This is a genomic window from Bradyrhizobium lablabi (genome assembly GCF_018131005.1).
GTDB classification, from domain to species: domain Bacteria; phylum Pseudomonadota; class Alphaproteobacteria; order Rhizobiales; family Xanthobacteraceae; genus Bradyrhizobium; species Bradyrhizobium lablabi_D.
Genome location: NZ_JAFCJK010000004.1, coordinates 24,883 through 51,191 on the forward strand (window position 1 = coordinate 24,883; position 26,309 = coordinate 51,191).

General features: G+C 64.1%; 27 protein-coding genes. 19 read left to right on the forward strand and 8 right to left on the reverse strand.

The window, feature by feature from the left end:
• The first annotated feature begins 36 nt into the window (after window positions 1–36).
• The 3 genes from JQ553_RS13230 (at window position 37) to hemC (ending at window position 3,662) form a co-directional block, all read left to right on the forward strand.
• Window positions 37–1,461, forward strand: a complete 1,425-nt coding sequence (locus JQ553_RS13230; protein WP_212500417.1) for a M20/M25/M40 family metallo-hydrolase — start codon at window positions 37–39, stop codon at window positions 1,459–1,461.
• Between the two features lie 3 nt (window positions 1,462–1,464).
• Complete coding sequence (locus JQ553_RS13235) at window positions 1,465–2,280, forward strand: aspartate dehydrogenase (RefSeq protein ID WP_212500418.1); 816 nt, start codon at window positions 1,465–1,467, stop codon at window positions 2,278–2,280.
• Between the two features lie 395 nt (window positions 2,281–2,675).
• Complete coding sequence (hemC, locus tag JQ553_RS13240) at window positions 2,676–3,662, forward strand: hydroxymethylbilane synthase (protein WP_212500419.1); 987 nt, start codon at window positions 2,676–2,678, stop codon at window positions 3,660–3,662.
• Between the two features lie 51 nt (window positions 3,663–3,713).
• Here the strand turns inward: hemC and JQ553_RS13245 are convergent, their stop codons facing one another.
• From JQ553_RS13245 to JQ553_RS13255, 3 genes are read right to left on the reverse strand one after another with little or no spacing between them, the layout of a single operon-like run.
• On the reverse strand, window positions 3,714–4,403 hold the full coding sequence (locus JQ553_RS13245; protein WP_212500420.1) for a DUF1045 domain-containing protein: 690 nt from the start codon (window positions 4,401–4,403) through the stop codon (window positions 3,714–3,716).
• 10 nt (window positions 4,404–4,413) lie between these two features.
• Complete coding sequence (locus JQ553_RS13250) at window positions 4,414–5,604, reverse strand: alpha-D-ribose 1-methylphosphonate 5-triphosphate diphosphatase (RefSeq protein WP_212500421.1); 1,191 nt, start codon at window positions 5,602–5,604, stop codon at window positions 4,414–4,416.
• A complete protein-coding gene (locus JQ553_RS13255) occupies window positions 5,601–6,266 on the reverse strand; it encodes a chloramphenicol acetyltransferase (RefSeq protein WP_212500422.1) in 666 nt (221 codons plus the stop codon). The genes JQ553_RS13250 and JQ553_RS13255 overlap by 4 nt, the downstream gene beginning before the upstream one ends.
• Before the next feature lie 188 nt (window positions 6,267–6,454).
• Between JQ553_RS13255 and phnC the strand changes: the two genes are divergently transcribed.
• The 4 genes from phnC (at window position 6,455) to phnE (JQ553_RS13275) (ending at window position 10,086) form a co-directional block, all read left to right on the forward strand.
• Entirely contained in the window at window positions 6,455–7,270 is an 816-nt protein-coding gene (gene phnC / locus JQ553_RS13260) for a phosphonate ABC transporter ATP-binding protein (protein WP_212500423.1), read from the forward strand.
• A 74-nt stretch (window positions 7,271–7,344) separates the two neighbouring features.
• A complete protein-coding gene (phnD, locus tag JQ553_RS13265) occupies window positions 7,345–8,274 on the forward strand; it encodes a phosphonate ABC transporter substrate-binding protein (RefSeq protein ID WP_212500424.1) in 930 nt (309 codons plus the stop codon).
• An 82-nt stretch (window positions 8,275–8,356) separates the two neighbouring features.
• Window positions 8,357–9,241 (forward strand): phosphonate ABC transporter, permease protein PhnE, encoded by an 885-nt coding sequence (phnE, locus tag JQ553_RS13270; RefSeq protein ID WP_212500425.1) that lies wholly within the window; start codon window positions 8,357–8,359, stop codon window positions 9,239–9,241.
• A complete protein-coding gene (gene phnE / locus JQ553_RS13275) occupies window positions 9,238–10,086 on the forward strand; it encodes a phosphonate ABC transporter, permease protein PhnE (protein WP_212500426.1) in 849 nt (282 codons plus the stop codon). Before phnE (JQ553_RS13270) ends, phnE (JQ553_RS13275) begins: the two co-directional genes overlap by 4 nt.
• A 42-nt stretch (window positions 10,087–10,128) precedes the next feature.
• On the opposite strand, the gene phnF is transcribed toward phnE (JQ553_RS13275), so the two are convergent.
• A complete protein-coding gene (gene phnF / locus JQ553_RS13280; protein WP_212500427.1) occupies window positions 10,129–10,854 on the reverse strand; it encodes a phosphonate metabolism transcriptional regulator PhnF in 726 nt (241 codons plus the stop codon).
• Window positions 10,855–10,959: 105 nt separating this feature from the next.
• Here phnF and phnG point away from each other — a divergent pair, with 105 nt between their 5' ends.
• Genes phnG through JQ553_RS13325 form a run of 9 tightly spaced genes read left to right on the forward strand, consistent with a single transcriptional unit; the run spans window position 10,960 to window position 17,907 of the window.
• A complete protein-coding gene (gene phnG, locus JQ553_RS13285) occupies window positions 10,960–11,418 on the forward strand; it encodes a phosphonate C-P lyase system protein PhnG (RefSeq protein ID WP_212500428.1) in 459 nt (152 codons plus the stop codon).
• A gap of 4 nt (window positions 11,419–11,422) precedes the next feature.
• Window positions 11,423–12,031, forward strand: a complete 609-nt coding sequence (gene phnH, locus JQ553_RS13290) for a phosphonate C-P lyase system protein PhnH (protein WP_212500429.1) — start codon at window positions 11,423–11,425, stop codon at window positions 12,029–12,031.
• Window positions 12,032–12,034: 3 nt separating this feature from the next.
• On the forward strand, window positions 12,035–13,138 hold the full coding sequence (locus tag JQ553_RS13295) for a carbon-phosphorus lyase complex subunit PhnI (protein WP_212500430.1): 1,104 nt from the start codon (window positions 12,035–12,037) through the stop codon (window positions 13,136–13,138).
• The gene (locus tag JQ553_RS13300; RefSeq protein WP_212500431.1) at window positions 13,135–14,019 is read left to right on the forward strand and encodes an alpha-D-ribose 1-methylphosphonate 5-phosphate C-P-lyase PhnJ; all 885 of its coding nucleotides are present in this window, start codon (window positions 13,135–13,137) and stop codon (window positions 14,017–14,019) included. Before JQ553_RS13295 ends, JQ553_RS13300 begins: the two co-directional genes overlap by 4 nt.
• Window positions 14,012–14,809, forward strand: coding sequence for a phosphonate C-P lyase system protein PhnK (gene phnK, locus JQ553_RS13305; protein WP_212500432.1), 798 nt, complete (start codon window positions 14,012–14,014; stop codon window positions 14,807–14,809). The genes JQ553_RS13300 and phnK overlap by 8 nt, the downstream gene beginning before the upstream one ends.
• Before the next feature lie 9 nt (window positions 14,810–14,818).
• Window positions 14,819–15,517 (forward strand): phosphonate C-P lyase system protein PhnL, encoded by a 699-nt coding sequence (gene phnL / locus JQ553_RS13310; protein ID WP_212500433.1) that lies wholly within the window; start codon window positions 14,819–14,821, stop codon window positions 15,515–15,517.
• 13 nt (window positions 15,518–15,530) lie between these two features.
• Window positions 15,531–16,685 (forward strand): alpha-D-ribose 1-methylphosphonate 5-triphosphate diphosphatase, encoded by a 1,155-nt coding sequence (locus JQ553_RS13315; protein ID WP_212500434.1) that lies wholly within the window; start codon window positions 15,531–15,533, stop codon window positions 16,683–16,685.
• A complete protein-coding gene (phnN, locus tag JQ553_RS13320) occupies window positions 16,682–17,278 on the forward strand; it encodes a phosphonate metabolism protein/1,5-bisphosphokinase (PRPP-forming) PhnN (protein ID WP_212500435.1) in 597 nt (198 codons plus the stop codon). Before JQ553_RS13315 ends, phnN begins: the two co-directional genes overlap by 4 nt.
• Window positions 17,279–17,295: 17 nt before the next feature.
• Window positions 17,296–17,907 carry a pyridoxamine 5'-phosphate oxidase family protein gene (locus tag JQ553_RS13325; protein ID WP_212500436.1) on the forward strand — a complete coding sequence of 204 codons (612 nt, stop codon included), beginning with the start codon at window positions 17,296–17,298 and terminating at the stop codon, window positions 17,905–17,907.
• A 41-nt stretch (window positions 17,908–17,948) separates the two neighbouring features.
• Here the strand turns inward: JQ553_RS13325 and JQ553_RS13330 are convergent, their stop codons facing one another.
• The 4 genes from JQ553_RS13330 to JQ553_RS13345 all read right to left on the reverse strand — a co-directional run bounded on the left by JQ553_RS13330 (window position 17,949) and on the right by JQ553_RS13345 (window position 20,766).
• Entirely contained in the window at window positions 17,949–18,167 is a 219-nt protein-coding gene (locus tag JQ553_RS13330) for a hypothetical protein (protein WP_212500437.1), read from the reverse strand.
• A 255-nt stretch (window positions 18,168–18,422) separates the two neighbouring features.
• The gene (locus JQ553_RS13335; RefSeq protein WP_212500438.1) at window positions 18,423–19,223 is read right to left on the reverse strand and encodes an SDR family NAD(P)-dependent oxidoreductase; all 801 of its coding nucleotides are present in this window, start codon (window positions 19,221–19,223) and stop codon (window positions 18,423–18,425) included.
• A gap of 1 nt (window position 19,224) precedes the next feature.
• On the reverse strand, window positions 19,225–19,779 hold the full coding sequence (locus tag JQ553_RS13340; RefSeq protein WP_212500439.1) for a carboxymuconolactone decarboxylase family protein: 555 nt from the start codon (window positions 19,777–19,779) through the stop codon (window positions 19,225–19,227).
• 42 nt (window positions 19,780–19,821) lie between these two features.
• Window positions 19,822–20,766: a hotdog fold domain-containing protein gene (locus JQ553_RS13345; RefSeq protein ID WP_212500440.1), complete on the reverse strand. Its 945-nt coding sequence runs from the start codon at window positions 20,764–20,766 to the stop codon at window positions 19,822–19,824.
• A 200-nt stretch (window positions 20,767–20,966) separates the two neighbouring features.
• Between JQ553_RS13345 and JQ553_RS13350 the strand changes: the two genes are divergently transcribed.
• From JQ553_RS13350 to JQ553_RS13360, 3 genes are all read left to right on the forward strand, one after another.
• Window positions 20,967–24,440, forward strand: a complete 3,474-nt coding sequence (locus JQ553_RS13350) for an indolepyruvate ferredoxin oxidoreductase family protein (RefSeq protein ID WP_212500441.1) — start codon at window positions 20,967–20,969, stop codon at window positions 24,438–24,440.
• Window positions 24,441–24,693: 253 nt separating this feature from the next.
• Window positions 24,694–25,125 carry a hypothetical protein gene (locus tag JQ553_RS13355; protein WP_212500442.1) on the forward strand — a complete coding sequence of 144 codons (432 nt, stop codon included), beginning with the start codon at window positions 24,694–24,696 and terminating at the stop codon, window positions 25,123–25,125.
• Window positions 25,126–25,379: 254 nt separating this feature from the next.
• Complete coding sequence (locus JQ553_RS13360) at window positions 25,380–26,198, forward strand: aldo/keto reductase (protein ID WP_212500443.1); 819 nt, start codon at window positions 25,380–25,382, stop codon at window positions 26,196–26,198.
• Window positions 26,199–26,309: the final 111 nt, after the last annotated feature.

A 26,309-nucleotide genomic window follows, 5' to 3' on the forward strand; every position in this document is an offset into this window, starting at 1 on the left:
ATCAGGCGAGGCCATCGAGTTTTGGGGGATAGTACGATGTCGCGAAAAGCCCGGAGGACGATTCGTTCGCTGTCGCTGTCGGCCGCGTTCGGCCCGGCGCTGCTTGCAACCTGCGCCGCGGCGCAGGGATTGACCGAACAGCAGCAGCTCGCCCGCAGCATCTATCAGGAGTTGGTCGAGATAGACACGACCACCGCGACCGGCGATACGCAAAAGGCGGCCGAAGCGATGGCGGCGCGGCTGCGTGCTGCGGGCTTCCCTGAAGGCGACGTCCGTGTGTTCTCGCCCGCGCCGCGCAAGGGCAATCTGGTGGCGCGGCTCCGCGGCTCCGGCGCGCGCAAGCCGATCCTGCTGCTCGCCCATATCGACGTCGTTCCCGCCAAGCGCGAGGACTGGACGGTCGATCCGTTCAAGCTCACCGAGCAGGACGGCTATTTCTACGGGCGCGGCACTGGCGACGACAAATACATGGCGACGGCTTTCGTCACCAATTTGATTCGCTACAAGAAGGAGGGATACAAGCCCGACCGCGACATCATCGTCGCGCTCGAAACCGACGAGGAGATCCTCGACAGCAATGGTCTCGGCATCCAGTGGCTGATCAGGAACCATCGCGATCTGATCGACGCCGAATTCGCGCTGAACGAGGGCGGCCCGGTCGGGCTGAAGAACGGCAAGGCAATCCGCAACGCCGTGCAGACCAGCGAAAAAGTGTCGATCGGCTATCAGCTGACGGTGAAGAACCGCGGCGGCCACAGTTCGCTGCCGCGCAAGGACAATGCGATCTACCGCCTCGCCGAAGGGCTTGTTCGCCTGTCGAACCACGGCTTTCCGCTGAACCTCAATGAGACGACGCGGATCTATTTCGAGCGGATGGCCGAGATCGAGAGCAAGCAGAACACGGACGACATTCGCGCCGTTCTAGCGCCGCAGCCTGATCCGGCCGCACTGGCGCGACTGTCCGAGAATGTCGGCTATAACGCGCAGCTGCGCACCACCTGCATCGCTACGATGCTGGAAGGCGGTCACGCGATCAACGCCCTGCCGCAGCTTGCAACCGCCAAGGTCAGTTGTCGGATCATGCCAGGCGAATCGGTCGAAGGCGTTCAGGCCACGATCGAGCGGGTGCTCGCCGACAAGGAGATCGAGGTCGCTCCGACCGGCAAGGCAGTGCTGAGCGCGCCGTCGCCACTGAACGAGGAGATCATGGGGGCGATCGAGAAACTGTCGAAGGATTTCTGGCCGAATGCCGCGATCGTGCCGGTCATGAGCACCGGCGCAACCGACGGCAGCTATCTGCGTAATGCTGGCATCCCGACCTACGGCCATTCCGGCCTTGCGAGCGATGTCGACGACAACCGATCCCATGGCAAGGATGAGCGCGTGCTGGTGAGATCGTTCTACGAGGGCGAGGAGTATCTCTATCGCCTGGTCAAGATGCTTGCCGGCGGCAAGTCGTAGCCAATGGCGGACAGGACAAGGACAAGCGTTGCAGTCGCCGGCCTCGGGGCGATCGGTGCCGATGTCGTGAAGGCACTCGATCAGGGCATTGAGGGGCTGACGCTGGTGGCGGTATCGGCACAAAATCCCGACAAGCACCGTGGTTGGCTGGCCGGCCTGAAGACGGCGCCCAAGATGGTGGCGATCGAAGAGCTTGCCGATGTTGCCGACATCGTGGTCGAATGCGCGCCGAGCAAGGTTGTCCGCTCGATCGTCGCGCCGGTGGTCGAGCGCGGTAAGACCGCAGTGGTGCTGAGTGTCGGTGCGCTCCTGCAGAACGAAGACCTCATCGACATTGCGCGGCGCAACGGCGGCCAGATCATCGTGCCGACCGGTGCGCTGATCGGGCTAGATGCCGTGACGGCCGCCGCGGTCGGATCGATCCATTCGGCGAAGCTTGTGACACGTAAGCCGATCGCGGGTTTGCTCGGCGCGCCGCACCTCGTCGAGAACAGGATTCCGATCGAAGGCATCACGGAACCGCTGCGGATTTTCGAAGGCACCGCGCGCGACGCCGCAGAGGGCTTTCCCGCCAACCTCAATGTCGCGGTCGCATTGTCGCTCGCCGGGATCGGGCCCGACCGGACGCGTGTCGAGATCTGGGCCGATCCGACGGTGACGCGCAACACCCACCGTATCGAGGTCGATTCCGACTCGGCGCGGTTCTCGATGACGATCGAGAATATCCCGTCGGAGAATCCCAAGACCGGCCGGATCACGGCTCTGTCGGTGATCGCCTGCCTGCGCAAGCTGCGCGCCTCGCTGCGCATCGGGACATGACAATAGTGAGGATTTAGCCCGACGATCTGTTTCTCGTCATCGATGTGCAAAACGACCTCCGTCCGCGCGACGCGATGCGCGCCGGCCAGAGCATGATGCGGAAAAGTGTGTAGCGGTTTTCCGAAAGGATCATGCTCAAATAAGGACCTAAAGCGCGATGACGATTCAGCCTAATCTCATCGCGATTTAGGCTCCGAGACCGTGGTGGTGACGGCAGGCTGCCGCGCCATCGATCCCGCGGGCTCGCTCACTGAGGCGTCGGTGGGCATGCGCGCGGCCGGCGTGGCGTTGACCGACGACCCCGCCTGAGCTGATGACGGTGGCAAGAACCATTGTTTTGACTGGACTTTTGCTTTAATCCCCGACGATTGACGGCATTCGCAGGCGGAGACCCCGTGTCGGGACAGGTGTTACGGATTGGCACGCGCAAAAGCGCGATGGCGCTGGCGCAGACCGAGGAGGTCGCACGCCTGCTGCGCATCTCCGCTCCTGACCTTGCGGTTGACGTCGTCAAATTCGAGACCCGCGGCGACCAGGACCAGACCAGCAAGCTGTTGCGCCACGGCGGCAAGGGCGGGGCGTTCGTCGCCGAGATCCGCGAGGCGATGCGCGCCGGCACGCTGCAGGCGGCGATGCACTCACTCAAGGACGTGCCTGGCAATGAGGAGACGCCGGGGCTCGTGCTCGCCGCAATGCTTGCGCGCGACGCGGCGAACGACTCCCTCGTGCTGCGTCCCGGCCTGTCGCTGCAGACGTTTCGCGCAACTCGCGGCAAGGGCTTCAAGATCGGCACCAATGCGGTGCGGCGCGCCGCCTATCTGCGCCGGCTGTTCCCGCAAGCCACCGTGATCCACTACCGCGGTGCTGCCGACACGCGGATCGCAAAGCTCGATCGCGGCGACAAGCAGCGGTTGCCCGATGGCGGCGAAGTCGGTCCGGCGGACGCCCTTGTCATGGCGCGCTCGGGGCTCGCGCGCATCGGCATGACCGCGCGCATCGCGCATGATTTCTCCGTCGACGAGATGCTGCCCGCGGTGGGTCAGGGGATCGTCGCTGTGGAATGCGTCGAGACGGATTGGGCGACGCGCGCGCGGCTCGCCAGCATCGCGAACGTGGAGTCGCGGATCAGCGCCGAGGCCGAGCGCGAGGTGTTGTGGGTGCTCAACGGCCATTGCAACTCGCCGATCGGCGGTCATGCGACGCTCGCAGGCGGCGAGATGACGCTGCGCGCCTCCGTGCTCGATGAGACTGGCGACAGCTTCATAGAGGCGACGCGGACCGGCGCCGCGAACCGGCCGCGCGAACTCGGTCGCGCTGTTGGGCTCGAGCTGCTGGACAAGGGCGCTGCCGAGCTCATCGCGCGGACCAGGCCGGACGAGTAGGCCTGCGACCCACTCCGGCGGCGCCCCGGCCTTCGTCGGACGACGGGAGAGTTATGAGCGCAGCGGCCAGCTCCCGATGATCCGGAAGCACGATGCGGCGTCATCCTGCCTGAACAGCGCGATGCGATCGATCGCCAGCGTCGCGAGTCCGATTGCAGCGAACCGCTCCCGCAGCCATACCAGGGTCTGCCCGCGCCGCTCATCGCTCAACCGTCCCGTCAGCGTCATGTGGAAGCGGAACTCCTCCATCACGTAAGGGTAGCCCCAACGATCCAGATGGTCGCGCTGCCGCTGGGAGAGTTTTGTGGGATTGCGCCGCGCGCGATCTTCCGGAGTCAGTGGCGCACGGAAACAATCGAAATCGCTGACGCAGTCGCCGGCGAGGTGTTGAAGATCGTCCGACCGCGTGGCCGGAACCACCGCGATGAATCCGCTGATGGAATCGATGACTGGCTCGATCACGGGAATGCGTCGCCCGCGATTGGCGAAGGCGACGCAGGCCGTGACGAGGTCCGCCTCGCCTGTGCCGTCCGCCAACGCGATCGGCGCCTTTAGCGTAGCGTGGAAGCCGTATTTGCGCGGGTCCTGCGTCACTTCGCGCCAGTCAGTCGGAATTCCGTCGGGAAAGGGCAACTCGTCGCCCGAAACGGCGTCGTAGCCGAGATAGTCGGATCCAAATCGGTGAAGCGCGCTGCCCGATGACGGCGCGTAGTAGATCGCGTAGCGCGGATAATCTGCCATCAGAGCCGCACTACACAACCGCAACCGCCTTGCGCGGCGCGACCGAATGGACGAGGCGGCTCGCATCCGCCAGATGCACCAATCGCCCGGCCGCGATGACTGCGATGATGCGCGGCCGCAGGGGCTGCCTGTCGTCGACGATGATGATGTCGGCGCGCCGGCCCGCGGCCAGCGCGCCGCGATCCTCAAGCCCCGCGGCGCGGGCCGGCGCCAATGAGATCAGGTCCCAGGCCCTGGCGAGCGGTAGCGTGCCGTCGGCGGCGAGGCGGAATGCCGCGAGCAGCGGCGCCGGATAGAAATAGTCGGACGCCAGCACTGAGCAGAGACCCTTGGCTATCATGTCGGATGCCCTGGTCCACCCGGTATGGCTGCCGCCGCGCACCACATTGGGCGCGCCGAACACGATGAAGTCGCCGGCCGCGGCCGCTTCCCGCGCGGTCTCCTCATTGACGGGGAATTCGGCGATCGTAATGCCTTGGGCGCGAAAGCCCTGACGCGTCGTCGGATTGTTGTCGTCATGCGAGAGCATACGCACGCCGGACTCACGCGCCGCTTGCGCAAGCCGCGCGATCGATGCCGGCACGTCGTCGGCGCGCGATAGCACGCGTTCGACCAGCCGATCGAACTCCTCATCGGCAAGGCCGGTCCGCTCGACCATGCGGCTGCGTTTCTTTGGCCTGGCGAGGTCGCCGATAGTTCCGTCCATGTGATCGTTGAATGCGAACAGGTCGATCCGCCCTTCCGTCAACCACTCGACGATCTCAGCTTCCGCGTCGAGATTGTAGGTTTCGTGACGAAGATGGAAGCGGGTGTCTGCGGCAAGCTGCGGCCGCAGCGCCTCGATCGCCTCGAGCAGCTTCCGTGCGTTCTCGGCGCTGCGCAGGCCTGGCTCCCACGACCAGGTCGTGGCGTGAAAGACCGTGGTGATGCCGTTGCTGATCGCCTGCCGATCGCTGTCGACAAGCGCGACGTCGATCGGGAAATCGACGCCGGGGCGCGGCATTATCTGCCGCTCGAACGCGTCGCCATGCAAGTCGACGATGCCGGGCAGCACCAGCAGGCCGCTCGCATCGATATGGAGCGCGGCGCGGCCGTGGTCGGCGTCGAGCGGACCGATGTCGAGGCCCGTGGTGCGCAGCGATGTCTCGGTGAACTCACCGTCAGCCAGCGCTCGTCCGTTCTCGATGAAAATATCAGTCACGACGCGGCACTCCGCTTGTTGTCCTGTGAATTTGCCGCGCCCATGGCCTCGTATTTTTCGAGGAATTCTTCCACCGAAAGTTTGCGGAAGTCGGGCAGGGTCCGCCGAAGCATTTCATGGTCCCACTCCCACCACGCGAGCGCAACGAGGCGGTGCGCGATGGCCTCCCGGAATCGCCGCTTGATCGGTCGCGCCGGATTTCCGCCGACGATCGTGTAGTCCGGCACGTCCTTGGTCACGATCGCTCCGGCGGCAATGACGGCGCCAGTTCCGATGTTGCGCCCCGGCAGGATGATCGCGCCGTGGCCGATCCATACGTCATGGCCGATATCCACGTGGTGCGCACGTCGCCAATTGAAGAACTCCGCGTCGTCGCTCTCGCCTGGAAAATAGGCACTGGCGCGGTAGGTGAAATGCGCCTGGGTGGCGCGGTGCATTGGGTGGTTGCCGGGATTAATCCGGGTCATGGCCGCAATCGAGCAGAACTTGCCTATCGTGGTGTAGGTGATCTGGCTGTCGTTCACGACATACGAATAATCATCCATGCTGACTTCGAGCAGAATGCTGCGCGCACCAACCTCCGTATAGGTGCCTAGTCTGCTTTCGCGGACGGATGCCGTGGGGTCGATGGTCGGTACGACCGAGAGCGCTCTTCCGGCCATCTGTGCCTCCTTGTTCACTCTAGCTTGCAGGGACGCTCGTCATCCGGACGCTTGATGACAATATCATGACGACCCGATGACGAGCGGTCTCAAGGGTGTGGAGGATCGCCGCGCTGCGGCGCGCTGTCACATAACTGTAAAGCACCGGGGATAGCGATGGCCCAAACGCGATGCGGTTGGAGTAGTGCATGCTGGTTGTGGAAGGTTTGACGTGCCGTTTCGGCACAAAAGCCGCAGTCGATAACGCATCGTTCGCCATTGCGCCGGGCAGCTTCGTCGGCGTGATCGGCCGCTCCGGCGCCGGCAAGTCGACGTTACTCAGAATGATCAACCGTCTCGCCGATCCGACCGAGGGTCGGATCCTGTTCGAAGGCACTGACGTGACCTCGCTGCGCGGCAAGGCGCTGCGGCAGTGGCGAGCACGCTCGGCCATGATCTTTCAGCAATTCAACCTTGTTGGCCGGCTCGACGTGCTGACCAACGTGCTGATGGGCCGGCTCGCCGAGATCCCGTCCTGGCGCTCGCTCGCCCAGTTCTGGCCGGAGCACGACAAGGCGCTGGCGATGTCCGCGCTCGAGCAGTTCGATATTGCGCCGCTCGCAGCTCAGCGCGCCGACCAGCTCTCCGGCGGCCAACAGCAACGTGTCGCGATCGCCCGCGCGCTGGTGCAGGAGCCGGACATTATCCTTGCCGACGAGCCGATCGCATCGCTCGATCCGCGCAATACCAAGATCGTGATGGATGCGCTGTTGCGCATCAACAAACACTTCGGCATCACCGTGCTCTGCAATCTGCATTCGCTCGACCTGGCACGGACCTATTGTGACCGCCTGATCGGCATGGCGGCGGGCCGCGTGGTGTTCGATGGCGCGCCCGCCGCGCTGACTGACCACATTGCGCGCGAGCTCTACGACCTCGAAGCCAATGACGTCATCGGCGCGGCGCCGCTGCCGGCGCCGGAGGCTGCAAGCGTTCCGGCCCTCGGCACCGTAGCCGCGGCCTGAACGTCGGATCGTCCGATCGGGGCGGCCGAGCATCGTGCCCGGCCGACAGCGTAACCACCACAAGAGGGCTAAACATGATCAATCGTCGTATCGTTCTGGCCGGCGCTGCCGTGCTGGCGTTCGCCGGCCCCGCTTCGGCCGAGGACTGGAAAGCAAAATATCCGGAGATCACCTTTGCCGTGATCCCGGCCGAAAACGGCTCGGGCGTCACCGAGCGCTTCACCCCGCTGACGAATTACCTGTCCCAGGAGCTCGGTATCAAGGTGAATCTGCGCGTCGCCAACGACTACGCGGCCGTCATCGAGGGCCAGCGTGCCGGCAACATCCACATCGGCTATTACGGTCCGGCGTCATTCGCGCGCGCCCGTCTCACCGGCGTCAAGACCGACGCGTTCGTGATCGACGTCAATGCGGACGGTTCGAAGGGTTACCATTCGGTGTTCTACGTGCTCGCCAAGAGCCCGTACCAGAAGGTCGAGGACCTCAAGGGCAAGAACCTCGGCCTGGTCGACCCCAATTCGACGTCCGGCAACAACATGCCGCGCTTCAAGCTGAACCAGATGGGCATCGACCCGGATGCCTATTTCTCCAAGGTGATCTTCACCGGCAGCCATGAGAACGCCGTGCTCGCGCTGGCGCAGGGCACCGTCGATGTCGCCGCCAATTGGTGGAACGCCGACGACGATTCGAACCTCACCCGCATGCTCGCCAAGAACATGGTGAAATCGAGCGACGGCACGCCGCTGAAGAAGGAGGACTTCCGCATCATCGTGAAGTCCGACCTCATCATCAACTCGCCCTATGCTTATCTCGAGAGCCTTCCCGACGACATGAAGGCCAAGATCAAGCAGGCATTCCTCGACATGCCGAAAAAGGATCCGGAAGCCTTCAAGAAGCTGTCCGACGGCAAGAACCTGCCGTGGCAGCCGATCAGTAATGCCGACTACGACAAGACCATCGAACTGATCAAGTTCGTCGACAATCTGCGCAAGAAGGCGACCTGATCGATTGGCACCGTCGAAATGGGGCCGGGTTCGACAACCCGGCCCCATTTCCGTTCAACCTCAAGCAGATTGTTCCGCGCCGATGGCGACCGCCATATCCATCCTTCCCACCCAGCAATTGGCGGTGCTGAATGACGCCTATCGCAAGGCGGTTGCGCGCAAGCGGCTGAAGGCAGCCTGCGCCGCCGCGTTGTTCTGTGCAGCGCTCGTGATCGCTGCACTCGGCGCCGAAGTCAACCTGCGCACGCTGTTCACCTATTTCGGCAATTTCGTCAGCTATTTCGACCGTATTCTCACGCTCGAGAACGGCGCGCGGGTCTGGACCGACTTTGCCGAGTGGTTCTGGGGCTGGAAGAAATGGCTGAGGCTGCTCGGTGAGACGCTTCTGATCAGCTATGTCGGCACGCTGATCGGTGCGGTGTTCGCCTTTGTGCTGAATTTCTTCGCCGCCCAGAACACCTCGCCGGCGCCGTGGCTGCGCTTCACGGTGCGTCGCCTGCTGGAATTCGCCCGCACGGTTCCCGGCATCGTGTTCGCGCTGATCTTCGTCATCGCCTTCGGCCTCGGGCCGATGGCCGGCGTGCTCGCACTCGCGATCCATTCGAGCGGTACGCTGGGGAAGCTGTTCGCCGAAATCGTCGAGAACGCGGACATGAAGCCCGTGGAGGGTGTCCGCTCCACCGGCGCGAGCTGGCTGTCGTGCATGCGTTTTGCGGTCCTGCCGCAAGTCCTGGCCGGCTATGCGAGCTATGCGCTGCTGCGTTTTGAGATCAACGTTCGCGAGGCCTCGGTCATGGGCTTCGTCGGTGCCGGCGGTATCGGCCAGGAACTGGTGGTTGCGATCCGCAAGTTTTACTATTCCGACGTCAGCGCGATCCTGCTCACCATCGTCGTCACCGTCTTCCTGATCGACATCTCGACGGGTTGGGTGCGCGGCCGGCTGTTCGGCAAGGAGACGCGCCGATGAGTCAGTTGCCGAAGCCGGACACAGCGCAACTGCGGGCGAAATACCCTGAATTGTTTGACCGGCCCGCCTCTGCGCGGCTCGCAACACCGGTGATGATCGTACTGGCGCTCGCGATCTTCGTGTTCGGACTGGTCGATCTCGACTTCTCGCCGTCGAAGCTGATCTCGGGGATAAGCCAGCTTGGCTGGATCACCATGTTGATGATCCCGCCAAATCCCGGTTCGTCGCTTCCGCTCTACATGCAGGCGCTCGGCGAGACGCTGTCGATCGCGCTGCTCGGCACCACGCTCGCGGCGATCCTGGCGCTTCCGATCAGCCTGCTTGCGGCGCGCAACATCATTCACTCGAATTTCATCCGCTTCCCGGTACGCCGCTTCCTCGATTCGATCCGCGGCGTCGATACGCTGATCTGGGCGCTGGTCTGGATCAACGTCGTCGGTCTTGGCCCGTTCGCCGGCGTACTGGCAATCATGGTTTCGGATTTCGGTGCCTTTGGAAAGCTGTTCTCGGAGGCGATCGAAGCTGCCGACAAAAAGCAGGTCGAGGGCATCCGCGCTTCCGGCGGCAGTGCGCTGCATGAGATCCGTTTTGGCCTGGTGCCGCAGGTGCTGCCGGTAATCGCCGGGCAGGTGCTCTATTTCATCGAGTCGAACACACGCTCGGCCACCATCATCGGGATCGTCGGCGCCGGCGGCATCGGCCTGCAGCTTGCCGAGCAGATCCGCGTGCTGGAGTGGCAGAAGGTTTCTTTCCTGATCCTGATGATCCTGGTCGCGGTCGCCGCGATCGACCTCATCTCAAGCAAGCTCCGCTTTGCCATCATCGGACAAAGAGCGGTGCCCTGACAAGTTTCCTTGCCCCGCTCTCGCGGGGCGAGGGAGCTGAGCTCAACCATTCTCCACCAGAAACTCCACCCGCTCCGCGGCAAAGCGCGAACGTTTCGTCACCAGCGGCTTGTCCGAAGGGTCGACGTCGGTGGCGTCGACGACCAGCACCGGGCGACCCAGCGCAAGGTCGAGCCGCGCGGCGTCGGTGGCATCTGCAATCGCGGCGGTGATCCGGGTCGAGGAGCGCCGGTAGTCCCTGACTCCATAATGGGCCAATAGCTTGGTCATCGAGCGGACGTTGCCAAACACGCTGCCGGCATCGGGAAAGCGTTCTGCCGACAGCCAGGTGGTGGAGACGCAGATGGGCATGCGGTCTGCAAGCCGCACCGATTCGATCCGGATCAGCCGCGCGCCGGTCTTCAGTCCGAGTTCGCGCGCGATCTCGCGGGTGGCGATTTCGTCGCAGGCATCGATCAACTGGCCGCGCGGCTCATGGCCGCTGGCGCCGACGATCTCCGAGAACCGGGTGCGAGAGCGCAGCGGGTAGGCCAGGCGCTGCGCCTCGACATAGGTGCCGCTGCCGCGCTCGGCGCGCACCAGGCCGCGTTCGGCTAGCGCGGCGAGCGCCCGCCGTACGGTGTGGCGGTTGACCCGGTATGTCTCGGCGATCTCCACTTCGCCCGGCAGTTTTGTACCCGCGGCAAAGCGACCGTCGGCGATGCCGCGCTCGATGCCGTCGGCAACTTGCCGCCACAGGGCGACACCGGAACTCTCCTCCACGCTCATGGCGTGCTGGTACCCAGAAATCTTCGGTTTGTCACGAAACAGTCATGGCGTTCGGCTACCAAGTTGTCTATTAGCATAGACAACTTGGATCGGGCAAGGCGGCTCATGACTTCGACCGTGCGGAACAAGGAAGCGCAGCGCAAGGCAGCGATGACGGTGCTGGCGCATTCCGGCGCTGCCGAGATCGCCGAGCGTCTCGCTGAAGTCGCGGTGCCCGCGCATGAGAACTTGCGCGAGCCGGAGAACGGCCTCGTCATGGTGCGCGGCCGCATCGGCGGCGACGGCGCGCCGTTCAATCTCGGCGAGGCGACGGTGTCACGCGCCGCGGTGCGTCTCGCAAGCGGCGAGGTCGGCTTCGGGTACACGCTCGGCCGCGACAGGCGGAAGGCGCAGATGATCGCGCTGTGCGATGCGATGGTGCAATCGGCGGACTTCTCCGGCGCGGTGGAGGCGAAGGTGATCGCGCCGCTGCGAGCGGCCATGATCGCCGAACGCAACCGCAAGGCCGCGGAGACGGCGGCGACGCGGGTCGATTTCTACACGATGGTTCGCGGCGAGGGGTGATGTGATGACGACGGTTGCCGAACTGCCTGCTGGCTTTGCCGACAAGGTTTTGTCGGCGCAGTCGACCTTCCGCTCGGTGATGGATGCGATGGCGCGCCCCGGCAGCGTGCAGCGCATCACGGCTGCCGCGGGGATGCCCGCCGGCGTGATGCGCGGCTCGGCTGCGATCGCGCTGACCCTGTTCGATCACGACACGCCGATCTGGCTCGATGCTGCGATGTCGGCGACATCGGATGTCGCCAAATGGCTCAAGTTCCACACCAGTGCGCCCGTGATCGCGGATTCCTCGATTGCCAGCTTCGCATTGATTGGGGAAGCGAACGATCTTCCATCGCTCGATCGCTTCGCCTTCGGCAGCAATGAATATCCGGATCGTTCGACCACGCTGATCCTGCAGGTCGACAGCCTGGCGCAAGGTCCAACCTTTGAATTGAGGGGCCCCGGCATCGACGGCGCTGCGCTGCTGCAGGCGATGATCCGGCCGCGCGACCTGTTCGAGCGGCTCTCCGTCAACGAAACCCTGTTCCCGCGTGGCATCGATGTGGTGCTGGTCCATGACGACCGCATCGTCGCGATTCCTCGTAGCACGCGGCTGGTCGCAAGCGGAGCGTAAGAGATGTATGTAGCCGTCAAGGGAGGCGAGCGCGCCATCGAGAATGCCCACCGCCTGCTCGCTCATGAGCGGCGCGGCGATCGCGATGTACCGGAAGTGTCGCTGTCGCAAATCGCCGAACAGCTTTCGCTCGGCGTCGACCGTGTCATGACCGAAGGTTCGCTCTATGACCGCGAACTCGCAGCGCTTGCGATCAAGCAGGCGCGCGGCGACATGATCGAGGCGATCTTCCTCGTCCGTGCCTTCCGCGCCACGCTACCGCGCTTCGGCGCTACCGAGCCGGTCAACACCGGCGAGATGCAGGTGCGCCGGCGGATCTCCTCCACCTTCAAGGATATTCCGGGCGGCCAGATTCTGGGTCCAACGTTTGACTACACCCATCGCCTGCTCGATCCGCAGCTTGCCGAAGGATTTGTGCCGGAACAGCCGGTGACGTCGGAGGCAGCACAGGCGGCGATGCCGCGCGTCACCGATATCCTCGGCCGCGACGGCCTGATCGAGCGGTCGCCGGCCGCGGACGCCGACGCGGTGGTCGGAGATCTCACGCGCGAGCCGCTGAGCTTTCCGGCCGACCGCGATCTGCGACTGCAGAATCTGGCCCGCGCCGATGAGGGCTTCTTGTTGGCGCTCGGTTATTCCTCGCAGCGCGGCTATGGCCGCAACCATCCCTTTGCCGGTGAGATCCGGTTCGGCGAGGTCGAGGTCGAGTTCTTCGCGGAGGATGCCGGCTTTGCCGTGCCACTCGGATCGATCGCGCTGACCGAGTGCCAGATGGTCAACCAGTTCAGGGGCTCGGCGACCGAAGCGCCGTGCTTCACCCGCGGCTATGGCCTCGCCTTCGGGCAGAGCGAGCGCAAGACCATGTCGATGGCGCTGGTCGACCGCTCCTTGCGGGCGCGCGAGCTCGGCGAGGAGGCCAACGCGCCGGCGCAGGACGAGGAATTCGTGATGTCGCATTCCGACAATGTGCAGGCGACCGGCTTCGTCGAGCACTTGAAGCTGCCGCATTATGTCGACTTCCAATCCGAGCTTGGCCTGTTGCGCAAGCTGCGCAAGGAATTCGCCGAGGCCAATGAGGCTCCTGACATGCAGGAGGCCGCGGAATGAACGCGCCGGCTTACAATTTCGCCTATCTCGACGAACAGACCAAACGGATGATCCGCCGCGCGATCCTGAAGGCGATCGCGATCCCCGGCTACCAGGTGCCGTTTGCGAGCCGCGAGATGCCGATGCCCTATGGATGGGGCACCGGAGGCGTACAGGTGACGGCGGCGATCCTCGGGCCCGATGACGTGCTGAAAGTGATCGACCAGGGTTCGGACGACACCACCAACGCGATCTCGATCCGCAAATTCTTCGGCAAGACTGCTGGCGTTGCCACCACGACCGCGACCGCCGAAGCAACCGTGATCCAGACCCGGCACCGGATTCCCGAGGCGCCGCTGCATGCAGGCCAGGTGCTGGTCTATCAGGTGCCGATCCCGGAACCGCTACGCTTTCTCGAGCCACGCGAGACCGAAACGCGACGCATGCATGCGCTTGCCGAATACGGACTGATGCATGTCAAGCTCTATGAGGACATTGCCCGCTTCGGCCATATCGCGACCTCCTATGCCTATCCGGTGAAGGTCAACGCGCGCTATGTGATGGATCCCTCACCGACGCCGAAATTCGACAATCCGAAGATGGACAATTGCCCGGCGCTGCAACTGTTCGGCGCCGGCCGCGAGAAGCGCATCTACGCGATCCCGCCGCACACGGCCGTGGTGTCGCTCGACTTCGAGGATCACCCCTTCACCCGTTACCGGTTCGATGCGCCCTGCGCATTGTGCGGAGCTGACGGTTCCTATCTCGACGAGATCGTCACCGATGACAAGGGAGGACGGATGTTCGTCTGCTCCGACACCGATTTCTGCGAGTCGCGCCAGGCGGCCGGCCATCACGGCACCGAAAGCGCCGCGCCGCACAAGGAGAAGGCGCATGTCTGAGCCGACGAGCCTCGACACCGACCAGCCGCTCTTGGTCGCCGAAGGGCTTGCCAAGAACTACGGCCAACTCGCGGCCTGCCGCGACGTCTCGTTCTCGCTCTATCCCGGCGAGGTGCTGGCGATTGTCGGCGAATCCGGCTCTGGAAAATCGACGCTGTTGCAGCTTCTGTCGGCGCAGCTTGCGCCGAGCGCGGGCCGCGTGTCCTATCGGATGCGCGATGAGGTGCTGCGCGACCTCGCCGAGCTCGGCGAAGCCGAGCGGCGTTTCCTGTTTCGCACCGATTGGGGCTATGTACATCAGGATCCCGCGCAAGGGCTGCGCATGGCGGTGTCCGCCGGCGCCAATGTCGGCGAGCGGCTGATGGCGGTTGGCTGGAATCATTACGGCCGCATCCGCGACACCGCCTCGGGCTGGCTCGAGCGCGTCGAGATCGATGTCGGCCGCATCGACGACGCGCCACGGACCTATTCCGGCGGTATGCGGCAACGGCTGCAGATCGCGCGCAATCTCGTCACCGAGCCGCGGCTGGTGTTCATGGACGAGCCGACCGGCGGCCTCGACGTCTCGGTGCAGGCGCGCCTGCTCGATCTCATGCGCAACCTCGTCAGCGAGCTCGGTCTTGCCGCCATCGTCGTGACCCATGATCTCGCCGTTGCCCGCCTGCTGTCGCACCGCGTGATGGTGATGAAGGGCGGCCGCGTCATCGAGACCGGCCTCACCGACCAGGTGCTCGACGATCCCTGCGAGCCCTATACTCAACTGCTCGTTTCCTCGATCCTTCCGCCATGAGCTAGTCCAATGACCGCGATGATCGACATTGCCAACGCCGAAAAGACCTTCACAATGCACCTGCAAGGCGGGGTTGAGCTGCCCGTGGTGCGCGGCGTCTCTTTTCATGTCGAGCCCGGCGAATGCGTGGTGCTTTCGGGGCCGTCGGGTGCCGGCAAGTCCTCGATCCTGAAGATGATCTTCGGCAATTACCGTTGCGACGGCGGCCGGATCGGCATCCGCCACCAGGGCGCGGTGATTGATCTCGCCACCGCAGAGCCGCGACTGGTGCTGAGCGTGCGTCGCTCGACCATCGGCTATGTCAGCCAGTTTCTGCGCGCGGTGCCGCGCGTGCCGACAACCGACGTCGTCGCCGAGCCCTTGACCGTCAACGGCGTGGCGCGCGAGGAGGCCCGCGAACGCGCAGGCCGCCTGCTGCGCCGGCTCAACATTCCTGAGCGGCTGTGGTGCCTTCCGCCCTCGACCTTCTCCGGCGGCGAGCAGCAGCGCGTCAACATCGCGCGCGGCTTCATCTCGGACTTGCCGATCCTGCTGCTTGACGAGCCGACCGCCTCGCTGGACGCCGCCAACCGGGCCGTGGTGGTTGAGCTGATCGCCGAAAAGAAAAAAAGGGGGGTCGCGATGGTTGCGATCGTCCATGACGACGAGATCCGCCATCTGATCGCAGATCGCATCGTTGATGTGACCTCGTTCGCCGCCGCAGCCTGAAGGACAGGATGAGATGACTGCCGCGCAAGACACCATCATCGGCAACGCCCGGGTCGTCCTCGCCGATCGCGTGATCGAGCGGGGCTGGGTGGCCATCGCCAACGGCAAGATCGCCGAATTCGGCGAGGGCAGCGCGCCCGAAGCGGCCGAGGACGCCGGCGGTGACATGATCATGCCCGGGCTGATCGAGCTGCACACCGACCATCTCGAAGCGCACTACGTGCCGCGGCCAAAGGTGTTTTGGGATCCCGTTGCCGCCGTCATTTCCTATGACGGACAGCTTGCGACCTCCGGCATCACCACCGTGCTGGATTCGCTCCGCGTCTGGCGCGAGGACGGCGCCGAGGACGTCGATGGCCGGGCCGGCATCTTGTCGGCGGCGATCTCGACGGCGCGCGAGGAGAATCTGCTGCGCGCCGATCACTTCCTGCATCTGCGCTGCGAAGTGCCGATGCCCGATGTGGTTGCCGAAGCCAAGGAACTGATCGGCCGACCCGATGTGCGGCTGATGTCACTGATGGACCATACGCCTGGTCAGCGCCAGTTCCGCGACGAGGTAAAGCTCCGCGACTATTACCGTGGCAAAGGCGGCGGCATGACCGACGCCGAACTCGACGTGCTGTTTGCGCGACGCTTTGACTACCAGAAGCAATATGCTGCGACCAATATGCGCGAGATTGTCGCGCTGGCTCGGCAATACCGGGTTCCGCTGGCGAGCCATGACGACACCACCGAGGAGAACGTGGCGGATGCCGTCTGCGATCAAGTCGCAGTGGCGGAATTCCCGACCACCATGGAGGCCGCGCGCGGCCTGCACGCGGCCGGTATTGATGTCCTGATGGGAGCCCCGAACGTGGTGCGCGGCGGTTCGCATTCCGGCAACATCGCCGCCGTCGATCTCGCCCGCGAGGGGCTGCTTGACATTCTGTCGTCGGACTACATCCCCTCCAGCCTGTTGATGGCGGCGCTCCAGCTGCCTCAGCGCGTGCCGGCGATCAATCTCGCCTCCGCCGTCCGCACCGTGACCAGAACGCCGGCTGAGGCGGTCGGGCTCACCGACCGCGGCGAGATAGCAGTCGGCAAGCGCGCCGACCTGATCCGCGTGCACGTCGCTCGCGATCTGCCGGTCGTGCGCAGCGTCTGGCGCGAAGGCGGGAGGGTTGCATGAGCGACGTCCCTGTGATCACCGGGCAGCGCGTCACGGCGATCGGCCCCGGCCGCCTGGTACTGGTGGTCGGTCCGAGCGGAGCCGGCAAGGATACGTTGCTTGGACTTGCGAGGGCCGCCTGCGTCGAGGATCGCAACATCGTGTTCCCGCGCCGGTCGATCACCCGCAAGGCCTCGGCATTTGAGGACAATGAGGAAGTGAGCGCAGAGGCGTTCGAGCGCGCGCTCGCGGACGGCGACTACGCCATGCACTGGGAGGCTCATGGGCACCGCTACGCGCTGTCGCGGGCAATCGACGACGATATTCGCGCCGGCCGCACCGTGATCGCCAATGTCTCGCGCACCGTGATAGCGGCGACGCGCCGCGACTATGGCAATGTCACGGTTGTCTCGATCACTGCGCCGCCGGACGTGCTCGCCGCGCGGCTCGCGATGCGCGCCCGGGCCAGCGACGGCCAGCTTGCACAGCGGCTGGCCCGCACTGTCGACGAAGCCACGCCGGCGCCGGATTTCACCATCGTGAATTCCGGGACTGCGGAATACCACGCGCGACAGCTTGTCCGGATCATCAAGGGCGAGCGTTGGGAAAGTTAGTATTGGAGTGTGCGGAGATGTCGGTGATCGAAACGATCGAGCAGCTCGAGGCGATCTACGGCTTTCCAAACGACGCCTCGACCGTGAAGGTCGCCGCTCGCGTGACGCCGCCCTACCGCGTGCTGATCGAGCAATCGCCGTTCGCTGCGCTAGCGACCTGCGGGCCCGAGGGCCTTGACTGTTCGCCACGCGGCGATCTGGCGGGCTTCGTGCGCATCCATGACGAGAAGACGCTGATGATGCCGGACCGCCGCGGCAACAACCGCTGCGATTCGTTGCGCAACATCGTCCGCGATCCCCGCGTCGCGCTGCTCTTCCTGATCCCCGGCGCAGGCAGCACTCTACGCGTGAACGGACGGGCCCATGTGTCGGCGGAGCCAAACCTGCTCGCCACCTTCAAGATGGACGGCAAGACGCCGCGCACGGTCATTGTGATGACCGTGGAGGAAATGTATTTCCAGTGTGCGCGCGCGATCGTGCGTGCCGATCTGTGGAATCCCGACAGGCGGGTCGATCCAAAGATCTTACCGACGCCGGGCCAGATTCTTGCCGAAATGAGCGAGGGCGCGGTCGGCGGCGAACAATACGATCGCGAATGGCCCGACCGTGCGCGGCGCACGATGTGGTAATTGTGAATGCTGCGCGGCCCTTTGGCCGCGCGAAGTAAAAGCTAGGCCGCGACGTCCTGCAGAAGTTGCGACGACCCGCGGATCAGTGCCTTGCGGCCAGCCGGCGTCAGCACGAACGAATCGCCACGCTCGGCAACAAAGCCGAGCGTGATCAGGCTGTCGACGGCAAACCGGCTCAGTCTTGTTGGATTCGCGGCGGGAGCCCGCAGCGCTTTCAATGCTTCCCACTGATCTGGTCTGAGCTCGAGTTCTTCGTTCATGGGTCTTCGCGCTCCGGTCACCAAGTTACGGGATGCCTGATACCGGCTGCTGATGAATTTCGTGCGACGATAACGAGTCCGGATTTCGATATTTGTGGACCTGCCGTCACATCACTGTGTTATTGGAATATCTCAACTTTTCAGAATCGTGCGACGTCTTGACGCGTCGCTGTTCCATTCCAGCACGTCCTTCTGGTCGCGTTTGTTGCAAGGGATTTCCGGATCGCGCGGTAGCAATAAATGTTAACCGCAATGTTAACCGCGCCGTATGCTCGCACCGCCGTCGACCGGCAACGTGACACCGGTGATGAAGTTGGCTTCATCCGACGCGAGGAACAGCGCCGCGTTCGCGACGTCCCAGCCGGTTCCCATCTTCTTGCGCAGTGGCACCTTGCTGTCGCGCTCGGCCTCGACCTCCGCGCGGCTCTTCCTGAACTCGCGAGCGCGCGTGTCGACCGCCATCGGCGTGTTCATCAGCCCGGGCAAGATCACATTGGCGCGAATGCCATATTGCGCGTTCTGATAGGCGAGTTGTTCGGTAAAGGCGATCATCGCCGACTTGGTCGCCTTGTATGCGACGTAAGGGTAGGTGGTGATGGCGGCCATTGACGAGATGTTGATGATCGAGCCGCGCTTCTGCTGCCGCATGATCGGGATCGCGTGCTTGGCGGCGAGAATGCAGCTTTTGAGGTTGATCGCGACGCAGCGGTCGAACGCCTCCTCGGTGATGTCGAGCAACTCTGCGTCGCCGCCGGCGAGGCTGACGCCGACATTGTTGTGCAGGATGTCGACGCTGCCCCAGCGAGCGTGCGCGTCGGCGATCATCGCCTTGATGTCGGAATTCCTGGTCACGTCAGCCTTGAACGCTACCGCGGTGCCGCCTTTGCCCGCGATCAAGTCGACGGTTTCTTGCGCCGAGCCCAGATTATGATCGACGCACAGGACCCTGGCGCCCTCGCGCGCGAAGGTCAGGGCGGTAGCGCGGCCGTTGCCGATGCCCTCCCCGGGGCTCTGGCCGGCTCCGACGACAATGGCGACGCGATCTTGCAGGCGCATCCTATTTTACTCCCGGCATCGGGTACTGCTGCAGTACCTCTCTGTAGTGGGGTTCGTTGTCGATCTTCATGGTAGCGAGCACGCGGACCACGGCGCAGTAGAAGGCGATGGTCAGCACCAGATCGGTCATGTGCTCGTCGGACAACTCTTTCTTGATTTCGGCGAAGGTCGCGTCCGACATCGCAAGCTCGCGGACCATCTCGCGGGCGCCCTTCAGGATCGCTCTTGCCAGCGGTTCGAGTTTCGACGGCTTGCCCTCGGTCTCCGCCATCAGGCTCTCGATGTCCGCGTCGGTGACGCCGAACTCCTTGCCGATCTTCACGTGATGGGTGAATTCGTATTCCGACTTCTCCAGCCAACCAACCTGCAGGATCGCGAGCTCGCGTAAGCGGGGGTCGAGCTTGCTCTTGAAGCGGATGTACCCGCCGATGCCGTTGAAGGCGCGCGCCATGTCCGGTGAGTTGACCAGCAGCTTGTGCAGGTTGGTGTTGCGCTTGAGCATGTCGCGATATTCGGGTGCAACCTGGTCGGCTTCGAGATAGGGCAGGCGGGCCATTGTTGTTGTCCTGGTTCGGCAGCTTGCGGAATTGGGGCTCGGTCAAGCGTAGAGTGCCTGGTGCTCGCTCTCGTAGTTGGCGTAGGATTCCTTCATGCTGGCGCTGTTGAGCAGCATGGTCGCGACCAATTTGCCGTCGCCGCCGAACACCGTCGTTCGCACCCACATGCTTTCGGTGCGCTTGCTGCCTGAGAGCGCGACAACTTCGCGTTCCGCCCAGTAGGTCTCGCCCGGGAATAGCGGCCCGCGCAGGAGACGAATCTCCTGGTCTGCGAACAGACCGACCGCGGGGCCTCGGACCGGTAGCCGATCCTCTCGGGCGCGATACTGGAACAGCACGCTCAGCATCTCCATCGGGATGATGGCTCGTCCCCAGGGATTGTGTTCCTGCGAATAGTACGCCGATGGTTCAGTGATCACCTTCAGCTTGTCGGCCAGCGAAAACGGGTAGAGGTCGCCCATGTCCTGGTCGAAATCCATCTTGATCGCCTGTCGGCCGGTCTTCATTCCGACCTTGATGTCGGCGAGGATGACGGGATCGGCCAGCGGCTTCAATTCGCCGAGCCGGCGGCTGAGCGCGGTTTCCGTGCCGTCGCCGCCGACGGAAGCGGTGCCGCGCAAGATCTCCGCGCCGTCGCGTCTGGTCATCCCAATCGCGCAGACGGTCTGTCCCGGCTTCGGCTTCTCGATATTGGCCTGCACCTCTTCGCCTTCGAACGCTGGATTGCGATAATGCGCGGACAGGCAGCCCGTTTCGAACCAGGCCTGGCCCCAGATTCGCTCGCACAAGGGCGCGAACTGACTGAAATGCGTTGGCCCTTCGATCGTCCCGCCCTGAAAGCCAAGCTTTTGCGCGGTGGCATCGTCGTGAATCGAAGCGTGGGAGTCGTAGACCTGCGCCTGAAGCATCTGTTTGGGGCTCCGCCATGGACCCACAAGCAGATTGCCACTCTCCTGAATATTGGTCGTGAAGGGCGCTGGATTCATCCTGGTTGTCTCCCTTTGACCGTCAGCGTTTCAAACAAGGTGGGTTTCGGCAAGGGGCCGCGACAATCCATGGGACGTCGCGAGATATGTCCTGCCGCCATGGAACGGGGCTTTCCATGCATAGCAAAATCAGTGCATGCTCGCTCCCAACGAGACCGGTTCGGGCCGGCGTAGCATAGACGGGACGGGGAGCCTGACGAATGGCGTTGATGGAAGTTGGACTGGACGACAAGTACCGGTTGGACGCGAAACGAATCTTCCTCTCCGGTACCCAGGCGCTGGTCCGATTGCCCATGCTGCAGCGCGAACGCGATCGCGCCCATGGGCTGAACACCGCGGGCTTCATCTCCGGCTATCGCGGCTCGCCGCTCGGCATGTACGACCACGCGCTATGGCGCGCCAAATCCTTCCTGAAAGAGCATGACATCGCTTTCGTGCCGGGTCTCAACGAGGACCTCGCGGCTACTGCGGTGTGGGGCAGCCAGCAGGTCGGCATGTTCCCGGGCGCCAAGGTCGATGGCGTGTTCGGCATCTGGTATGGCAAGGGCCCCGGGGTAGACCGCTCCCTCGATGCGCTCAAGCACGCCAATTCGGCCGGCACCTCTCCCCATGGCGGCGTAATCGCGCTTGCGGGCGACGACCATGGCTGCCAGTCTTCGACGCTGGCCCACCAAAGCGAGCAGGTGTTCGCATCTGCGTTGATGCCGGTGGTCAACCCGGCCACTCTGCAGGACTATCTCGATCTCGGTATCCTCGGTTTTGCGCTGTCGCGCTTTTCCGCTTGCTGGGTCGGCTTCAAGGCGATCTCGGAGACGGTCGAAAGCTCGGCCTCGATCGTCAGCGATCCCAACCGGATCAAGATCATCACGCCTGACGATTTCGAGATGCCGCCGGGCGGGCTCTCGATCCGCTGGCCGGATCCGCCGCTCGAGGCCGAGCGGCGTTTGCATGGCCCGAAAATGGACGCGGTCGCTGCCTTCGCCCGCGTCAACCGCTTCGATCGTATCGTTGTGGATTCCAGATCGGCGCGGCTCGGCATCATGGCGACGGGCAAGGCCTATCTCGATCTTCGCCAGGCGCTGGCCGATCTCGGCATCACCGATGCGGAGGCGCAGGCGCTCGGTTTGCGTATCTACAAGGTGGCGTTGACCTGGCCGTTGGAAGAGCGCGGCGCGCGCGCCTTCGCCGAGAGCCTGCAGGACGTGCTCGTGGTGGAGGAGAAGCGCGGCTTCATCGAGGATCAGCTGGTCCGCATTCTCTACAACATGGACGCCTCGAAGCGTCCCTCGGTGGTCGGCAAGCGCGACGAAAGCGGCGCGATGCTTCTGCCGGGCGAGGGCGAGCTGACACCGACCATGGTGGCGGCCGCCGTGGTCGCGCGGCTTCGCAGGCTCGGCCACCGCAGCCCGATACTGGAGCAGCGGCTTGCAAAACTCGAAGCGTTCGACCGCCCGGCCGAAGGCGCAGGTACCGCGAAATTGCAGCGCACGCCGTATTTCTGCTCGGGCTGCCCGCACAACACCTCGACCAAGATTCCCGATGGCAGCCGCGCCATGGCCGGCATCGGCTGCCACGGCATGGCGCTGTCGGTGCCGAACCGCCGCACCGCGACAATCTCTCATATGGGCGCGGAGGGCGTGAGCTGGATCGGCCAGGCGCCGTTCACCAGCGAAGAGCACGTGTTCCAGAATTTGGGCGACGGCACCTACACCCATTCCGGCCTGCTGGCGCTGCGCGCCGCCGCCGCCGCCGGCGTCAGCATCACCTACAAGATCCTCTACAACGACGCGGTCGCGATGACCGGCGGGCAGCCCGCCGAGGGCGGCTTTTCGGTGTCGCAGATCGCGCACCAGGTCGCAGCCGAAGGCGCCAAGCGGCTCGCGATCGTATCCGACGATCCCGGCAAATATCCCGCGAACTATTTCCCGGCTGGCGCCACCGTGCACCACCGCCGTGAGCTCGATGCCGTGCAGCGCAAACTGCGCGATATCAAGGGCCTCACCGTGCTGATCTACGACCAGACCTGCGCCGCCGAGAAGCGCCGCCGCCGGAAGCGCGGGCTCTATCCCGATCCGCCGAAGCGCGTCTTCATCAACGAGCGCGTCTGCGAGGGCTGTGGCGATTGCTCGGTAGCGTCGAACTGCGTCTCGGTACAGCCGCTGGAGACCGAGTTCGGCCGCAAGCGCCGTATCGACCAGTCGAACTGCAACAAAGACTTTTCATGCGTCGAAGGCTTTTGCCCAAGCTTCGTCATGGTGCAGGATCCGAAGCTGCGCAAGGCCGACCGCGCCGCGGCCGATCCCGGGGCGCTGTTCGCCGATCTGCCGACTCCGCCGGCAACCGCGCTCGCCGGTCCCTATAACATCCTAGTCACTGGTATCGGGGGCACCGGTGTCATCACGATCGGCGCGCTGCTCGGCATGGCAGCGCATGTCCAGGGCCTAGCCTGCTCGACGCTCGACTTTACCGGCCTGTCGCAGAAGAACGGCGCGGTCATGAGCCATGTCCGCCTCGCGCCGGCGGCCGACATGCTCACCACAGTCCGCATTGCGCCCGGCAATGCCAATCTGATCCTCGGCTGCGATCTCGTCGTCGCCACCAGCGTGCCGGCGCTGAGCCGCGCCGAACGCGGCGTCACCCGCGCCGTCGTCAATGCCGATTTGCTGCCGACCGCGAGCTTTGTGATCGATCCCGACCTCGATTTCGAGGCCGGCGCGATGCGTGATGCGCTCAACGGCGCGGTGACGCCAGGCGATCTTGACATTCTCGATGCCACCGGCCTTGCCACTGCGCTGATGGGCGACAGCATCGCAACCAACGCGTTCATGCTCGGCTTCGCCTTCCAGCGCGGCGCGATTCCGCTGTCACTGGAGGCGATCCTGAAGGCCATCGAGCTTAACGGCGCGGCGGTCGAGATGAACAAGCTCGCGTTCTCGTGGGGCCGGCTTGCGGCGCACGATCTGCAGCGCGTGGTCAGTGCGGCGCGTTTCAGGAACGCGGCTGCTGCGCCGGTGAAGCGGACGCTGGATGAGACGATCGCGCTGCGCGCCAGATTTCTCACCGACTATCAGGACGAGGCCTATGCCAAGCGTTATCTCGCCGATGTCGCGCGCGTCCGCGCTGCTGAGATCGCGGCCGCGCCGGGCTCTCATGAACTGACCGAGGCCTTTGCAAAAGGCCTGTTCAAGCTGATGGCCTACAAGGACGAATACGAGGTCGCGCGACTTTACTCTGACGGCGAATTCGCCAAGGCAATGAAGGAACAATTCGACGGCGAGCCGGAGCTGAAGGTGTTGCTCGCGCCGCCGCTGCTAGCGCGGCGCGACGGGATCACCGGACATCTGCAGAAGCGCGAGTTCGGCCCTTGGGTGTTCAAGGTCTTTGGCGTGCTGGCGCGGCTCAAGGGCCTGCGCGGCACGGCCCTCGACATCTTCGGCTACACCGCGGAGCGGAAGATGGAACGGGCGTTGCCGGGCGAATATTCGGCGATGATCCTGCGCCACCTCGACGGCAGCGGGCCGTTCGATCTGGCGCAACTGGTGGCGCTGGCGAAGTCGGTCGACCTTGTGCGGGGCTTCGGTCACGTCAAGGAAGCCAATGTCGCCCGCTACCGCGCCGAATGCGCGCGGCTGGAACGCGCGATCGGCCAGCCGCTGGCGCAAGCGGCCGAGTAGGGCGGTCGCCGGAACTTTCCGCAGCCGCCCTAGAACGTTTTCGAGCGAAGTGGAAACCGGTTCGCGTGAAGAAAACGCATCAAAACAAGAATCTAGAGCCCCGTTCCGATTCTATCGGAACGAAAAGGGCTCTAGTCGGACGGTAACCTTGCCCGCAACACTGGCTGGTATTGCGCGGCTGGCTCCCTACATCATCACCGTTCAATTCGAGTAATTTCAGGAGGCCTTTGATGGTCCTGGAAGGTAGTTTGTAATGATCCTGAGAGGTAGTTTGGTTGCGGTCGCCTTTACGATGCTTCTGGCGTCGGGCAGCGCGGCGTCGGCTGACGAGTATCGACCGAGCGAGTTTCTCGGCCTCGATCTCTCGCGTGCGGCGCTGTCGCCGAAGCGGCTCGGCCCGCCGGCTCAATTCGCGCCGGTTCCGATCGAGGCGAACACCGATCGCAGTAGCGAGCCGCAAGCGAGCGCCGAGCCGAAGGTTGAGGAGCAGAATGTTAAGCCGCGCAAGATGATTCGTACGAACAAGGTGACGGCCGCGCCGGCCGAGGACAAGCCGCGCGCGGCGCGCGTTCCCGCCCGCGCCAAGCTCGCGCGGCGACACACGAACCCGCTCGACGCGCAGGCGCGCGATACCCGGATCCAGACCTGGCCGTGCCGCTCCGGCGGCATCTGCGACTGGCATTGACACGTTTCCACCCCGTCTTTTAACCCGCACCAAATATCGAACCTCCGAGCCGCGCGTACCGCGCTCCTCAGGGGTGATGGCCAGTCTGCCGGCCGGGCTTTCACGCCACATCTGAGCGACGGGCGGCTTGTCCGACCGGGCGGTTTGTGGGCAAACTACAGTCGGCAGCCCTGCCATTTTCATCGCTTCGCACGCTCGATTTGTACAGGCGATGCCGCTGCTTTCCCCGGCGGCGGACCTTTCAGGAGTCATACATGGAAAATCTTCACACACAGGGCATCAGCCTGCCCAGGCTTGGTCTCGGCACCTTCCGCATGCAGGGCGACACCTGCCGCGCGGCGGTCGAGAGCGCGCTTGGGCTCGGCTACCGGCATATCGACACCGCCGAGATGTACGCCAATGAGGAGGCAATCGGCGCGGCGATCGCCGCCTCGAAGGTTGCCCGCGGCGACCTGCATGTCACGACAAAAGTCTGGCACGAAAACCTGGCGCCGGATGCGATCCGCCAGGCTTTCGACGCCAGCCTGAAGAAATTGCGCCTCGATCACGTCGATCTCTATCTCGTGCACTGGCCGTCGCGATCGATGAATCTGCCGGCCGTCTTCGAGACTCTGATGAAGCTGAAGCAAGAGGGCCGCACCCGCGCCATCGGTGTCGCCAATTTCACGACCGCGCTGCTCAAGACCGTGGTGGAGGACATCAAGGCGCCGATCGCCTGTAATCAGGTCGAATATCATGCCATGCTGGACCAGACACCGGTGCGGACATATCTCGCGACGAAATCGATTCCGCTGGTCGCCTATTGCCCGCTGGCACAGGGCCGCTTTGCCACCGACGAGACGCTCGCGAAAATCGGCAGGAAGCACGATGCGACCGCGGCCCAGGTCGCGTTGAAATGGCTGCTCGACCAGGAGGGCGTCGCCGCGATCCCGAAGGCCTCTCGCGCCGAAAGCCAGAAGGCCAATCTCGATGCGCTCAACGTCAAGCTCGACGATGACGACCGCAAGGCAATCGCGGCGTTGCGCAAGGACATGCGGTGCGTCAATCCGGCTTTCGCGCCGGCGTGGGATTGATGATGCAGGTGGGAAAATCGACTTGCCCGCTGTAGCTCGAAGAGCAAAGATCTGCAAATCAGCACAAGACCCGACAAAGAAAATGGCTCCGCGAGGAGCCATTTTCCATTG

Coding starts and splice junctions, on each gene's coding strand:
- JQ553_RS13230 (WP_212500417.1), top strand. CDS start 37: ATGTCGCGAAAAGCCCGGAGGACGATTCGTTCGCTGTCGCTGTCGGCC.
- JQ553_RS13235 (WP_212500418.1), top strand. CDS start 1,465: ATGGCGGACAGGACAAGGACAAGCGTTGCAGTCGCCGGCCTCGGGGCG.
- JQ553_RS13245 (WP_212500420.1), bottom strand. CDS start 4,403: ATGGCAGATTATCCGCGCTACGCGATCTACTACGCGCCGTCATCGGGC.
- JQ553_RS13255 (WP_212500422.1), bottom strand. CDS start 6,266: ATGGCCGGAAGAGCGCTCTCGGTCGTACCGACCATCGACCCCACGGCA.
- phnC (WP_212500423.1), top strand. CDS start 6,455: ATGCTGGTTGTGGAAGGTTTGACGTGCCGTTTCGGCACAAAAGCCGCA.
- phnD (WP_212500424.1), top strand. CDS start 7,345: ATGATCAATCGTCGTATCGTTCTGGCCGGCGCTGCCGTGCTGGCGTTC.
- phnE (WP_212500425.1), top strand. CDS start 8,357: ATGGCGACCGCCATATCCATCCTTCCCACCCAGCAATTGGCGGTGCTG.
- phnE (WP_212500426.1), top strand. CDS start 9,238: ATGAGTCAGTTGCCGAAGCCGGACACAGCGCAACTGCGGGCGAAATAC.
- phnF (WP_212500427.1), bottom strand. CDS start 10,854: ATGAGCGTGGAGGAGAGTTCCGGTGTCGCCCTGTGGCGGCAAGTTGCC.
- phnG (WP_212500428.1), top strand. CDS start 10,960: ATGACTTCGACCGTGCGGAACAAGGAAGCGCAGCGCAAGGCAGCGATG.
- phnH (WP_212500429.1), top strand. CDS start 11,423: ATGACGACGGTTGCCGAACTGCCTGCTGGCTTTGCCGACAAGGTTTTG.
- JQ553_RS13295 (WP_212500430.1), top strand. CDS start 12,035: ATGTATGTAGCCGTCAAGGGAGGCGAGCGCGCCATCGAGAATGCCCAC.
- JQ553_RS13300 (WP_212500431.1), top strand. CDS start 13,135: ATGAACGCGCCGGCTTACAATTTCGCCTATCTCGACGAACAGACCAAA.
- phnK (WP_212500432.1), top strand. CDS start 14,012: ATGTCTGAGCCGACGAGCCTCGACACCGACCAGCCGCTCTTGGTCGCC.
- phnL (WP_212500433.1), top strand. CDS start 14,819: ATGACCGCGATGATCGACATTGCCAACGCCGAAAAGACCTTCACAATG.
- JQ553_RS13315 (WP_212500434.1), top strand. CDS start 15,531: ATGACTGCCGCGCAAGACACCATCATCGGCAACGCCCGGGTCGTCCTC.
- phnN (WP_212500435.1), top strand. CDS start 16,682: ATGAGCGACGTCCCTGTGATCACCGGGCAGCGCGTCACGGCGATCGGC.
- JQ553_RS13325 (WP_212500436.1), top strand. CDS start 17,296: ATGTCGGTGATCGAAACGATCGAGCAGCTCGAGGCGATCTACGGCTTT.
- JQ553_RS13330 (WP_212500437.1), bottom strand. CDS start 18,167: ATGAACGAAGAACTCGAGCTCAGACCAGATCAGTGGGAAGCATTGAAA.
- JQ553_RS13335 (WP_212500438.1), bottom strand. CDS start 19,223: ATGCGCCTGCAAGATCGCGTCGCCATTGTCGTCGGAGCCGGCCAGAGC.
- JQ553_RS13340 (WP_212500439.1), bottom strand. CDS start 19,779: ATGGCCCGCCTGCCCTATCTCGAAGCCGACCAGGTTGCACCCGAATAT.
- JQ553_RS13345 (WP_212500440.1), bottom strand. CDS start 20,766: ATGAATCCAGCGCCCTTCACGACCAATATTCAGGAGAGTGGCAATCTG.
- JQ553_RS13350 (WP_212500441.1), top strand. CDS start 20,967: ATGGCGTTGATGGAAGTTGGACTGGACGACAAGTACCGGTTGGACGCG.
- JQ553_RS13355 (WP_212500442.1), top strand. CDS start 24,694: ATGATCCTGAGAGGTAGTTTGGTTGCGGTCGCCTTTACGATGCTTCTG.
- JQ553_RS13360 (WP_212500443.1), top strand. CDS start 25,380: ATGGAAAATCTTCACACACAGGGCATCAGCCTGCCCAGGCTTGGTCTC.